The sequence below is a fragment of the Pseudomonas sp. DD1 genome (assembly GCF_044510355.1).
Lineage (GTDB): Bacteria > Pseudomonadota > Gammaproteobacteria > Pseudomonadales > Pseudomonadaceae > Aquipseudomonas > Aquipseudomonas shahriarae.
The window spans coordinates 441,409-453,341 of record NZ_MSAJ01000033.1; the positions used below are offsets into that span (position 1 = coordinate 441,409).

At 60.6% G+C, this 11,933-nt stretch carries 10 protein-coding genes and 4 tRNA genes; 13 read left to right on the top strand and 1 reads right to left on the bottom strand.

The window, feature by feature from the left end:
* Nucleotides 1-240: 240 nt before the first annotated feature.
* The 10 genes from accD to PSFL_RS21225 all read left to right on the top strand — a co-directional run bounded on the left by accD (nt 241) and on the right by PSFL_RS21225 (nt 8,020).
* The gene (gene accD, locus PSFL_RS21180; protein ID WP_038442050.1) at nt 241-1,161 is read left to right on the top strand and encodes an acetyl-CoA carboxylase, carboxyltransferase subunit beta; all 921 of its coding nucleotides are present in this window, start codon (nt 241-243) and stop codon (nt 1,159-1,161) included.
* Entirely contained in the window at nt 1,158-2,465 is a 1,308-nt protein-coding gene (gene folC / locus PSFL_RS21185) for a bifunctional tetrahydrofolate synthase/dihydrofolate synthase (protein WP_397470450.1), read from the top strand. The genes accD and folC overlap by 4 nt, the downstream gene beginning before the upstream one ends.
* Nucleotides 2,449-3,114 (top strand): SPOR domain-containing protein, encoded by a 666-nt coding sequence (locus PSFL_RS21190; RefSeq protein ID WP_057438612.1) that lies wholly within the window; start codon nt 2,449-2,451, stop codon nt 3,112-3,114. Before folC ends, PSFL_RS21190 begins: the two co-directional genes overlap by 17 nt.
* Before the next feature lie 249 nt (nt 3,115-3,363).
* Nucleotides 3,364-3,921: a CvpA family protein gene (locus tag PSFL_RS21195; protein WP_057438613.1), complete on the top strand. Its 558-nt coding sequence runs from the start codon at nt 3,364-3,366 to the stop codon at nt 3,919-3,921.
* A gap of 41 nt (nt 3,922-3,962) precedes the next feature.
* On the top strand, nt 3,963-5,468 hold the full coding sequence (gene purF, locus PSFL_RS21200) for an amidophosphoribosyltransferase (protein ID WP_057438614.1): 1,506 nt from the start codon (nt 3,963-3,965) through the stop codon (nt 5,466-5,468).
* A 67-nt stretch (nt 5,469-5,535) separates the two neighbouring features.
* Nucleotides 5,536-6,747 (top strand): O-succinylhomoserine sulfhydrylase, encoded by a 1,212-nt coding sequence (locus tag PSFL_RS21205; protein ID WP_057438615.1) that lies wholly within the window; start codon nt 5,536-5,538, stop codon nt 6,745-6,747.
* 11 nt (nt 6,748-6,758) lie between these two features.
* A complete protein-coding gene (locus tag PSFL_RS21210; RefSeq protein WP_115129422.1) occupies nt 6,759-7,523 on the top strand; it encodes an SDR family oxidoreductase in 765 nt (254 codons plus the stop codon).
* Nucleotides 7,524-7,630: 107 nt separating this feature from the next.
* Nucleotides 7,631-7,706: transfer RNA gene (locus tag PSFL_RS21215), tRNA-Val, on the top strand.
* 55 nt (nt 7,707-7,761) lie between these two features.
* Nucleotides 7,762-7,838, top strand: a tRNA-Asp gene (locus tag PSFL_RS21220).
* A gap of 105 nt (nt 7,839-7,943) precedes the next feature.
* Nucleotides 7,944-8,020 (top strand) — tRNA-Asp (locus PSFL_RS21225).
* Nucleotides 8,021-8,184: 164 nt separating this feature from the next.
* Here the strand turns inward: PSFL_RS21225 and PSFL_RS21230 are convergent.
* Nucleotides 8,185-9,468: an NAD(P)/FAD-dependent oxidoreductase gene (locus PSFL_RS21230; protein WP_397470451.1), complete on the bottom strand. Its 1,284-nt coding sequence runs from the start codon at nt 9,466-9,468 to the stop codon at nt 8,185-8,187.
* A gap of 183 nt (nt 9,469-9,651) precedes the next feature.
* On the opposite strand from PSFL_RS21230, the gene PSFL_RS21235 reads away from it, so the two are divergent.
* From PSFL_RS21235 to PSFL_RS21245, 3 genes are all read left to right on the top strand, one after another.
* Nucleotides 9,652-9,728 (top strand) — tRNA-Val (locus PSFL_RS21235).
* 527 nt (nt 9,729-10,255) lie between these two features.
* Nucleotides 10,256-10,981 carry a DUF969 domain-containing protein gene (locus PSFL_RS21240; protein ID WP_115128630.1) on the top strand — a complete coding sequence of 242 codons (726 nt, stop codon included), beginning with the start codon at nt 10,256-10,258 and terminating at the stop codon, nt 10,979-10,981.
* The gene (locus PSFL_RS21245; RefSeq protein WP_057438618.1) at nt 10,978-11,928 is read left to right on the top strand and encodes a DUF979 domain-containing protein; all 951 of its coding nucleotides are present in this window, start codon (nt 10,978-10,980) and stop codon (nt 11,926-11,928) included. The genes PSFL_RS21240 and PSFL_RS21245 overlap by 4 nt, the downstream gene beginning before the upstream one ends.
* The last annotated feature ends 5 nt before the right edge of the window (nt 11,929-11,933 follow it).

Consider the following 11,933-nt stretch of genomic DNA (forward strand, 5'->3'; position numbering starts at 1 on the left):
TGGCAGTCTGCCGCCGTCAGTAACTACCACTGTGTAAAACAGGCCGGCGTTGCCCTCGGGCGGCGCCAATGAAGTGGCAACCACGCACTGGCGGGTTGTCTGGAAGGCTGAGGGCAGGTGCAGGAAATGGCTGGTCGAACGTCTGACCCCGTCCTGCAGTTGTTATCGCCACATCAATGAATTTAGCTCAAGGGCATACGCGGGGCTGTGTTCAAGCCACCGGTACTGGAGAAAGAAAGCATGAGCAACTGGTTAGTAGACAAACTGATCCCCTCGATCATGCGTTCCGAGGTGAAGAAAAGCTCGGTCCCTGAAGGTCTGTGGCACAAGTGCCCCTCCTGCGACGCGGTGTTGTACCGCCCGGAGCTGGAAAAGACCCTGGACGTTTGCCCCAAGTGCAATCACCACATGCGTATCGGCGCCCGCGCCCGTATCGACATTTTCCTCGACGCCGATGGCCGTGCCGAGCTGGGCGCTGACCTGGAGCCGGTGGACCGCCTCAAGTTCCGCGACGGCAAGAAGTACAAGGACCGCCTGACCGCTGCGCAAAAGCAGACGGGCGAGAAAGACGCGCTGATCTCCGTCAGCGGCAAGCTGCTGGGCATGCCAGTGGTGGTGTCGGCGTTTGAGTTCTCCTTCATGGGTGGCTCGATGGGCGCCATTGTCGGTGAGCGTTTTGTACGCGCCGCCAACTACGCCCTGGAAAACCGTTGCCCGATGATCTGCTTCGCCGCCTCCGGTGGTGCGCGGATGCAGGAAGCGCTGATTTCGCTGATGCAAATGGCCAAGACCTCTGCGGTACTGGCGCGTCTGCGTGAAGAAGGCATCCCGTTCATCTCGGTCCTGACCGACCCGGTCTACGGCGGCGTTTCCGCCAGCCTGGCGATGCTGGGCGACGTGATTGTCGGCGAGCCCAAGGCGCTGATCGGCTTTGCCGGCCCACGCGTGATCGAGCAGACCGTACGTGAAAAACTGCCGGAAGGCTTCCAGCGCAGCGAGTTCCTGCTGGAGCACGGCGCCATCGACATGATCATTGCCCGTTCCGAACTGCGTCCGCGCCTGGGCAACCTGCTGGCACAGATGATGGGTTTGCCGACCCCGGTGTACGTCGCGCCTAAGGTCGAGCCCATCGTTGTGCCGCCGGTGCCTGCAAACCTATGACCCAACGAACCCTGGGCGAATGGCTCGCCTACCTCGAGCAGTTGCATCCGTCAGCCATCGACATGGGGCTGGAGCGCTCGCAACAGGTAGCGGCCCGCCTTGGGTTGGGGCGGCCGGCGCCACGGGTGATCACGGTCACTGGCACCAACGGCAAGGGGTCTACCTGCGCTTTCGTCGCCGCGTTGCTGCAGGCCCAGGGCTTGAAGGTGGGCGTCTACAGCTCGCCGCACCTGCTGCGTTACAACGAGCGTGTGCAGCTCAATGGCGTCGAAGCCACTGACGAGCAGTTATGCGAAGCCTTTGCGGCGCTGGATGCCGGACGTGGCGAAACCTCCCTGACCTATTTCGAGATGGGCACCCTGGCCGCGTTCTGGCTGTTCGAGCGTGAGCAACTGGATGCGGTGGTGCTGGAAGTCGGTCTGGGCGGTCGTCTGGATACCGTCAATGTGGTGGATGCCGACCTCGCGTTGGTGACCAGCATTGGCGTGGATCATACTGACTACCTGGGCGATACCCGCGAATCCGTGGCCTATGAAAAGGCCGGGATCTTCCGCCAGGGCAAGCCGGCGCTGTGCGGTGATGTGGACCCGCCCCATACCTTGCTGGATAAGGTGCGCGAGCTGGATTGCCCGTTTTTCCTGCGGGGCCAGGACTTCGGCCTGGAAGTGGCAGGCGATCGTTGGTCGTGGCACGGGGTCGATGCGCGGGGCCAGGGTGTCGAGCTGCACGACCTGCCGCTGCTGAACCTGCCCATGGAAAACGCCGCGCTCGCCCTGCAGGCCTACCTGTTGCTGGATCTGCCGTGGAATGCCGGGCAGATTGCCGATACCTTGCAGCGTACGCAGGTGGTCGGGCGCCTGGATCGTCGCTCGTTCGAGTGGCAAGGCAAGCGCTTAAACCTGTTGCTGGATGTCGGGCATAACCCCCATGCTGCGCAGTACCTGGCGCGTCGTTTGTCGCTCCAGGCGCCGGCGGGTCGGCGTCTGGCGGTGTTCGGCCTGCTGGCGGACAAGGATCTGGACGGTGTGGTCGCGCCTTTGCTGGGCAGTGTGCAGTCCTGGGCCGTCGCCCCGCTGGATACGCCGCGCACCCGTACCGCGGATGATGTGCAGGCGGTGTTGCAGAACCTTGGCGCGACGGTGACGTCCCATGCAAGCGTAACCGCTGCATTGGAGGCTCAATGCGCGGTGGCAACGGCCGAGGACGAGATTCTGTTGTTCGGATCATTTTATTGTGTTGCCGAGGCGCTTGAGTGGTTGGCCCGGCGCTCCACGGAGGAAGCTGCACATGGCATTACTGGATAGCGCATACAAGCAGCGAATGGTCGGAGCCCTGGTGCTGGTGGCATTAGCGGTGATTTTCCTGCCGATGCTGTTTTCTCGCCAGGACGAGCAGCGCCAGGTTACGGTCGAAGCACCGGCGGCGCCCCAGGCGCCGGTGATGCCGCAGGTCCAGGTCGAGCCGGTAGTGGTGCCTGAGCCGCAGGCGCTGCCCGAGGAAGAACCGGTGCCGACCGATGCGGAAATTGCCGAACAGCAAGCACCTTCGGCGCCGATCCAGCCGAGTGTGCCGGTGGTAAAACCTGCTCCTGCTCCTGCGCCTGTGGTTGCCGCCAAGCCGGCTGCACCTGCTCCTGCGCCGAAACCGGTCGCACCGCAGCCCGCAGCCCCGGGCAAGCCTGATGTGGGGCAAAGCCGTATTGATCCGAATGGCCTGCCGATCAGTTGGTCGGTGCAACTCGCCAGCCTGTCCAATCGCGAAAGCGCCGAAGCCTTGCAGAAAACCCTGCGCAGCCAGGGTTATAACGCGTATATCCGAACTGCCAATGGCAAGAATCGGGTATTTGTCGGTCCGCTGATCGAGCGTGCCGAGGCTGACCGCCTGCGGGACTTGCTGGGTCGCCAGCAGAACCTGAAGGGCTTTGTGGTGCGCTTCCAGCCAGAGCGCGGCTGAAACATCCAAATGTGTATGCAGGCTTGTGTGGGAGCGGGCTTGCCCGCGATGACGGTGGACCAGTCGATAGTTTAGTTGACTGGCACGCCGCTATCGCGGGCAAGCCCGCTCCCACATTGGTTTTTGCCTGACTTGAGATGGCCATGGCTTGCCACAACCCATTGATTTGCAATGGACTGCCAAACACCGCTTACCGATAGCCCAGCGCTCTGCTAAAATGCGCCGCCTTATCCGTCTGTAGGCTGCACTGTGCCATTTACCTGGGTTGATTGGGCGATCGTAGCCATCATCGCCATCTCCGCATTGATCAGTCTAAGCCGCGGCTTCGTCAAAGAAGCATTGTCGCTGCTGACCTGGATCGTTGCAGGAGTCGTCGCCTGGATGTTCGGCGGATCCCTGGCCGTTTATCTGGCCGGTTATATCGAAACACCTTCGGCTCGCGTCATCGCGGGCTGCGCCATCATGTTCATCGCCACGCTGCTGGTGGGAGCAATGGTCAATTATCTTATCGGCGAATTGATACGTGTCACCGGCCTCTCCGGGACCGATCGATTTCTCGGCATGGCCTTCGGTGCCGCGCGTGGCGCGTTGCTGGTGGTCGTTGCGGTCGGGCTGTTGAGCCTGGGTCCGGTACAGCAGGATGCATGGTGGCAGGAGTCGAGTCTCGTGCCAAAATTTCTATTGGTTGCAGATTGGTCCAAGAACCTCATATTGGGGTGGAGCAGTCAGTGGCTGGCCAGCGGTATCAGCGTACCCGCTGATCTTCCGTTCAAGGAACATCTCTTGCCCGGCAACGCGCCGCAGTAAGTAGTGTTCAGTCAAGATTCATTAAGTAGGGGTTGCGTCGCATGTGTGGCATCGTCGGTATCGTCGGTAAGTCGAACGTCAATCAGGCGCTGTATGACGCGCTAACCGTCCTCCAGCACCGCGGCCAGGACGCTGCCGGTATTGTGACCAGCCATGACGGCCGGTTATTCCTGCGCAAGGACAATGGCCTGGTACGTGACGTGTTCCATCAGCGTCACATGCAGCGCCTGGTCGGGCATATGGGCATTGGCCATGTGCGTTATCCGACTGCCGGTAGCTCGACTTCGGCCGAAGCTCAACCGTTTTACGTCAACTCGCCGTACGGCATTACCTTGGCGCACAACGGCAACCTGACCAACGTTGAGCAACTGGCCAAGGAGATTTACGAATCTGACCTGCGCCATGTCAACACCAACTCCGACTCGGAAGTGCTGCTCAACGTGTTCGCCCACGAACTGGCCCAGCGCGGCAAGTTGCAGCCGACCGAAGAAGATGTGTTCGCTGCCGTGACTGATGTGCATAACCGCTGCGTAGGCGGCTACGCGGTCGTGGCAATGATCACCGGCTACGGTATTGTCGGTTTCCGCGACCCGCACGGCATTCGTCCTATCGTGTTCGGCCAGCGTCACACCGACGAAGGCGTCGAGTACATGATCGCCTCCGAAAGCGTATCCCTGGATGTACTGGGCTTTACCCTGGTGCGCGACCTGGCGCCAGGCGAAGCGGTGTACATCACCGAAGACGGCAAGCTGCATACCCGTCAGTGCGCGATCAACCCGAAACTCACCCCATGCATCTTCGAACACGTCTACCTGGCGCGTCCGGACTCGATCATTGATGGTGTTTCGGTGTACAAGGCGCGTCTGCGCATGGGTGAGAAGCTCGCCGAGAAGATCCTGCGCGAACGCCCTGAGCATGACATCGACGTGGTGATCCCGATCCCGGACACCAGCCGCACCGCCGCGCTGGAGCTGGCTACCCGCCTGGGCGTCAAGTTCCGCGAAGGTTTCGTCAAGAACCGCTACATCGGCCGCACCTTCATCATGCCGGGCCAGGCGGCTCGCAAGAAGTCGGTACGCCAGAAGCTCAATGCCATCGAGCTGGAATTCCGCGGCAAGAACGTGATGCTGGTGGATGACTCCATTGTGCGTGGCACCACGTGCAAGCAGATCATCCAGATGGCCCGAGAAGCCGGGGCGAAGAACGTGTACTTCTGTTCTGCCGCGCCTGCCGTGCGGTACCCGAACGTGTACGGTATCGACATGCCGAGCGCCCACGAACTGATTGCGCACAATCGTTCGACCCAGGATGTAGCCGACCTGATCGGTGCCGATTGGTTGATTTACCAGGACCTTCCTGACCTGATCGAAGCGGTTGGCGGCGGCAAGATCAAGATCGAGCAGTTCGATTGCGCGGTCTTCGATGGCAAGTACGTGACAGGTGATGTCGACGAGGCGTACCTGAACAAGATTGAGCAGGCGCGTAACGACTCCTCGAAGATCAAGACCCAGGCGGTCAGCGCGATCATCGATCTGTACAACAACTGAGTAACTACCGGCCCTGAGGGGCCGGTTTTGTATGTTAAATAAAGAATTTGAGTGAAGGAGTGGCAGCATGAGTCAGGAATGGGATGCCGGTCGGTTGGACAGCGACCTCGATGGTGTGGCTTTCGATACCCTGGCTGTGCGCGCCGGCCAGCACCGCACGCCGGAAGGTGAACACGGTGACCCGATGTTCTTCACCTCCAGCTACGTGTTCCGCACCGCGGCGGACGCGGCGGCGCGCTTTGCTGGCGAAGTGCCGGGTAACGTTTACTCCCGCTATACCAACCCGACGGTGCGCGCCTTCGAAGAGCGCATCGCGGCGCTGGAAGGGGCAGAGCAGGCGGTCGCCACAGCTACCGGCATGGCGGCGATCCTCGCCGTGGTGATGAGCCTGTGCAGCGCCGGTGATCACGTATTGGTGTCGCGCAGCGTGTTTGGTTCGACCATCAGCCTGTTCGAAAAGTACTTCAAGCGCTTTGGCATTGAAGTCGACTACGTGCCGCTGGCGGACCTTTCTGGCTGGAATGCGGCCATCAAGGCCAATACCAAATTGTTGTTTGTCGAGTCGCCGTCCAACCCGCTGGCAGAGCTGGTGGACATCGCCGCTCTCGCCGAAGTGGCGCATGCCAAGGGCGCGATGCTGGTAGTGGATAACTGCTTCTGTACGCCAGCCCTGCAGCAGCCACTGAAGCTCGGCGCAGATATCGTGGTGCATTCGGCCACCAAGTTCATCGACGGCCAGGGTCGTTGCATGGGCGGCGTGGTGGCCGGCCGCGGCGAGCAGATGAAGGAAGTGGTGGGCTTCTTGCGCACCGCTGGCCCGACCCTGAGCCCGTTCAATGCGTGGATTTTCCTCAAGGGCCTGGAAACCCTCAGCCTGCGGATGAAGGCCCATTGCGCCAATGCCCAGGCCCTGGCCGAGTGGCTGGAGCAGCAGGACGGCATCGAGAAAGTCCACTACGCCGGCTTGAAGAGCCACCCGCAACACGAGCTGGCTCAGCGTCAGCAGCGTGGCTTCGGGGCCGTGGTCAGTTTCGAGGTCAAGGGCGGCAAAGAGGGCGCGTGGCGCTTTATCGATGCGACACGCCTGATCTCCATCACCGCCAACCTGGGTGATAGCAAAACCACCATTACCCATCCAAGCACCACTTCCCATGGTCGCCTGGCACCGCAGGAGCGTGAAGCCGCGGGTATCCGCGACAGCCTGATCCGCGTTGCCGTTGGCCTGGAAGACGTGACTGACTTGCAGGCCGACCTGGCTCGCGGGCTGGCTGCCTTGTGATCGAGTGGTCCCTGGAGGCGGCTGGCGTCAGTAATGGCCGGGTCGCGTTGGTGACGGGTGCGGCACGCGGTATCGGCCTGGGGATCGCGGCCTGGCTGGTCAGCGAAGGCTGGCAGGTGGTGTTGGCTGATCTGGACCGCGAGCGGGGCGCCAAGGTGTCCAGGGTGCTGGGCGACAACGCCTGGTTTATCACCATGGACGTGGCCGATGAGCAGCAGGTGGCCCTTGGGGTGGCTGAGGTGCTTGGTCAGTTCGGGCGCCTGGATGCCCTGGTGTGTAATGCCGCGGTGGCCGATCCGCGCAATATCACATTGGATAGCCTGGACCTGGCTTACTGGAATCGGGTGCTGGCGGTGAACCTCAGTGGGCCGATGCTGCTGGCCAAGCACTGTGCGCCCTATCTGCGTGCCCATGGTGGTTCGATCGTCAACCTGGCCTCGACCCGGGCGCGGCAGTCGGAAGCGGATACCGAGGCTTACGCGGCGAGCAAGGGTGGCCTGTTGGCCCTGACTCACGCGCTGGCTATCAGCCTGGGGCCGGAGGTGCGGGTCAACGCTGTCAGCCCGGGCTGGATCGACGCCCGTGATCCCGCGGCGCGCCGTGCAGAGCCTTTGAGTGACGCCGATCATGCGCAGCATCCTGCGGGCCGGGTAGGCACGGTTGAGGACGTGGCAGCCATGGTGGCGTGGCTGCTGTCGCGCAGCGCCGGGTTCGTCACTGGGCAAGAGTTCGTGGTGGACGGTGGGATGAGCAAGAAGATGATTTACAGCGAGTAGGGCGGGTCCTGCGCTTGACGTTATTTTGTCTTTTTCAGAAAAACTTCAAGCAGGCTCTTGACTTAGGTCCGCCATCTGCGTAAATTTCGCGGCCTCAACGAAGCAAAGGGTGATTAGCTCAGCTGGGAGAGCATCTGCCTTACAAGCAGAGGGTCGGCGGTTCGATCCCGTCATCACCCACCACTTCTTGAGAGTTTTGCCTTCGGGCAAGACGCAACGTTAAAGGTTGCACCGACGCGCAGCGGTAGTTCAGTCGGTTAGAATACCGGCCTGTCACGCCGGGGGTCGCGGGTTCGAGTCCCGTCCGCTGCGCCATATTTTCCAGGTCCGATGTTTCGGATTTGAGATTGAACAGCCAAGGCTGCTCAGTCAGATGTTTGAAGGCGGTTGAAGGTGACACTTCAGCAGTCTGAGCGATACGCAGCGGTAGTTCAGTCGGTTAGAATACCGGCCTGTCACGCCGGGGGTCGCGGGTTCGAGTCCCGTCCGCTGCGCCATATCTGTTCCAGGGTCCACTGAACACCCTGAGAGCGCCAAGAAAAGCTTTATGCTTGATTGGATCGATAGCAAAGACCCTGGTCGAAAGACCGGGGTTTTTTGTGTCTGCGATTTGATGATTCGACCTGCAGGAGCCAGCAAGCCGGCTCCTACAGGCTGTTGATCAGAAACCCAGCTTGTCCCGCAGCCCGTAGTACCACGCGCCCAGTGCCGCAAATGGCGTGCGCAACAGTTGGCCGCCCGGGAACGGGTAGTGCGGCAGGTCGGCAAACGCATCAAAACGCTCTGCCTGGCCTCTGAGGGCTTCAGCCAGTACCTTGCCTGCCAGGTGGGTGTACGTCACGCCATGGCCGCTACAGCCTTGGGAGTAGTAGATGTTGTCGTCGATGCGACCGACCTGGGGCAGGCGCGAAAGGGTCAGTAGGAAGTTGCCGGTCCAGGCGTAGTCGATTTTTACATCCTTCAATTGCGGAAAAGCCTTGAGCATCTTCGGCCGGATGATCGCTTCGATGTTCGCTGGATCCCGCGCGCCATACACCACGCCACCGCCGAAGATCAGGCGTTTGTCGCTGGTCAGTCGGTAGTAGTCGAGCAGGTAGTTGCAATCTTCGACGCAGAAATCCTGGGGGAGCAGGCGGTTGGCCAGTTCATCACCCAGTGGCGCCGTGGTAATTACTTGGGTGCCGCAAGGCATTGATTTGGCCGCCAACTCGGGCACCAGGTTGCCCAGGTAGGCGTTGCCGGCGACGATGATGAATTTAGCCTTCACCTTGCCTTGCGCCGTGTGGACGACAGGGTTGGCGCCACGTTCGATACGCACGGCGGCGGACTGTTCGTAGATGGTGCCGCCCAGGGACTCCACTGCCGCCGCTTCACCCAATGCCAGGTTGAGCGGATGGATATGCCCGCCACTCATGTCCAGCAGGCCGCCCACGTAGTTCTCGCAGGCCACCACCTCGCGGATGCGCCGCTCGTCGAGCAGCTCCAACTGGGTATGGCCATAGCGTTCCCACAAGCGCTTCTGCGACTCCAGATGGCCCATGTGCTTGCTATTGAGCGCGGCGAATACACCGCCGTCCTTCAAGTCGCACTGGATCTGGTACTTGGCAACCCGCTCACGGATGATCCTGCCGCCCTCGAACGCCATTTGCCCCAGCAGTTGCGCCTGCTGGGGGCCGACGCTGCGTTCGATCACGTCGATATCGCGGCTATAACTGTTGACGATCTGGCCACCATTGCGCCCGGACGCACCGAAACCCACTTTGGCGGCTTCCAGTACCGTTACGCGAAAGCCGTTCTCCAGCAGAAACAGCGCGCTCGACAACCCGGTATAGCCAGCACCGATCACGCACACATCGGTTTCAACCTCACCTTGCAGCACTGGCCGCGGAGGAGCCGCATTGGCGGACGCGGCGTAATACGACTGGGGATAGGGGGTGTTCGCCATACTGGAACCTCTGTTTTATATTTTTTACGAGTGCGCCGATCCTACCTGAGTTGAAAATGCCCTGCCAGCCACTCGAAAAAGCAGCGCTGCTGATAAAAAATAAAAAATTCGCATATTCATAGGCTTAGCTGCAAAAAAGGTGTTGACACCCCTCGGGAATTCCGTAGAATGCCGCCTCACAGCAGGCACGTAGCTCAGTTGGTTAGAGCACCACCTTGACATGGTGGGGGTCGTTGGTTCGAGTCCAATCGCGCCTACCAAACAAAATCCGCTCTGCTGGGCGGTCTAGAAGGGCTCACCGAAAGGTGGGCCCTTTTTTGTTGCGATTTGCAAAGCCCTCACTCAAAACGCCAGTTCCGTACCCGTCTCCAGATATTCTGATTTTCTTTTCGTCGCGCCTTAAGTGTCTTCCTTCGGGAGCCTCTATTGCTCGTACTGTATTTTCGGCGACTTCGAGCCCCCGGCCACCCCTAAACACAGCGCCCAATTCAAGGCCGCAGCCAACTCCAAGGCTTGGCAGCCCTGATCTAGCAGGTTTACCCAAAAGGCCACGTCAGGATTTGAGCCCGCAAATCCTGACGTGACCCTGGTTGGCTTACATCCCCTCACAAACTTTATTGATTTGCAGCAACAATTTTTCTTGTTGGACACCCTCCGCCCCAAGCAGCAAAGATGCCCGCCAGTGACCCTCGACCTACTCGGTCAATAATAAAAATCCGCGTCGGGCTGCCCGTTATCGCTTATCAGCGATGCAGGCGTCGTAGCACGCAATCAAGGACTCAACGCCATGCAAACTGTTGTGAACCTTTGGCCGCTGATTGGCGTGCTCGTCATCGTGGTCGGCTTTGTGTTGCGCTTCAATCCATTACTGGTGGTGACGGCGGCGGCGATTGCCACCGGGTTTGCCGCGCATTTCCCCCTGGAAAAAATCCTCGCCACCATGGGCGATGGCTTCCTGCAGACTCGCGCCTTGCAATTGATCCTGCTGCTGCCCCTGGCCGTTATCGGCCTGCTGGAGCGCCATGGCTTGCGTCTGCACGCACAGAACTGGATTGCACGTTTCGAGCGGGCCACCGTCGGGCGTCTGTTGATCATTTATCTGTTTGTTCGCGAGTCCACGGCGGCGATGGGCCTGACCAGTCTTGGCGGGCACCCGCAGATGGTGCGCCCGTTGCTGGCGCCGATGGCGGAAGGGGCTGCCGAGAAGCGCTTCGGCAAGCTGCCGGACAAGGTGCGGCACAAGGTCCTGGCGATGTGTGCCGCCACGGACAACGTGGGGCTGTTTTTTGGTGAAGATATCTTCGTGGCCTTTGGTGCGATTGCCCTGATGCACACCTTCCTGCTGGGCTCTGGTATTGATGTCGAGCCGCTGCACATTGCGGTCTGGGGCATCCCCACGGCGATTTGTGCGTTCATTGTGCACGCCATCCGTTTACACCGGTTTGACCGAAGGCTGACGCGTGAGCTGACGGCCACTGCGCCCGCCAACGCTCAGCCGGAGGCCGCGCAATGATCATTTCCATTCAATACTTGTACTGGCTTGCCGGCGTTTTGTTGCTGATTACTGCAGGCATGATCCTGGCTGACCGCACCCACCCCAAGCGTTGGTCAACAGCGTTTTTCTGGTTACTGTTCGCCATTCCGTTCCTGGTGGGTGAGCACCTGCCGTCGGTGGTGGTGGGTGTTGGCGTGGTGCTGATGGCGCTGATCGCCGGGCTCGGCGGGGTAGGGCGTGGTACCCATGTCGAGTTGCATGACAAGGAGTCCCGCGCCAGTGCTGGTCGGTTGGGTCATAAACTGTTTATTCCGGCCCTGGCCATTCCGTTGACCACGGTGATCGGCTCGGTGCTGCTCAAGCACACCGAGATTGGCGGCGTGCCGCTGCTGGACCCGAAAAACACCACGTTCGTGTCCCTTGGTCTCGGCTGCCTGATTGCCCTGGGCTTGGCCTGCTGGCTGACTCGCGATACCCCGGTGCAGGCCCTGCGTGAATCGCGACGCCTGACCGAAGCCCTGGGCTGGGCCATGGTGCTGCCGCAGATGCTGGCAATGCTTGGTTTGTTGTTCAACGAAGCCGGCGTTGGCACGGCCGTGGCTCACGTCACCACCACCTACATCAACCTGGATTACAAGCTGGTCGCGGTGATGGTCTATGTGTTGGGCATGGCGCTGTTTACGGTGATCATGGGTAACGGTTTTGCCGCCTTCCCGGTGATGACCGGTGGTGTGGGCGTGCCGGTGTTGGTGGGGATCTATGGCGGCAACCCGGCGGTGATGGCGGCCATCGGCATGTTCTCCGGCTACTGCGGTACGCTGATGACCCCGATGGCGGCAAACTTCAATATTGTGCCTGCAGCGCTCCTGGAATTACCGGACAAAAACGCGGTGATCAAGGCGCAGATACCCACGGCATTGATGATGTTGCTGGTCAATATCGTCCTGCTTTATCTGTTGATGTGAGGTCG

Excerpts from the sequence above, each read along its gene's own strand:
- accD (WP_038442050.1), top strand. The coding sequence starts at position 241 with ATGAGCAACTGGTTAGTAGACAAACTGATCCCCTCGATCATGCGTTCC.
- folC (WP_397470450.1), top strand. The coding sequence starts at position 1,158 with ATGACCCAACGAACCCTGGGCGAATGGCTCGCCTACCTCGAGCAGTTG.
- PSFL_RS21190 (WP_057438612.1), top strand. The coding sequence starts at position 2,449 with ATGGCATTACTGGATAGCGCATACAAGCAGCGAATGGTCGGAGCCCTG.
- purF (WP_057438614.1), top strand. The coding sequence starts at position 3,963 with ATGTGTGGCATCGTCGGTATCGTCGGTAAGTCGAACGTCAATCAGGCG.
- PSFL_RS21205 (WP_057438615.1), top strand. The coding sequence starts at position 5,536 with ATGAGTCAGGAATGGGATGCCGGTCGGTTGGACAGCGACCTCGATGGT.
- PSFL_RS21230 (WP_397470451.1), bottom strand. The coding sequence starts at position 9,468 with ATGGCGAACACCCCCTATCCCCAGTCGTATTACGCCGCGTCCGCCAAT.
- PSFL_RS21240 (WP_115128630.1), top strand. The coding sequence starts at position 10,256 with ATGCAAACTGTTGTGAACCTTTGGCCGCTGATTGGCGTGCTCGTCATC.
- PSFL_RS21245 (WP_057438618.1), top strand. The coding sequence starts at position 10,978 with ATGATCATTTCCATTCAATACTTGTACTGGCTTGCCGGCGTTTTGTTG.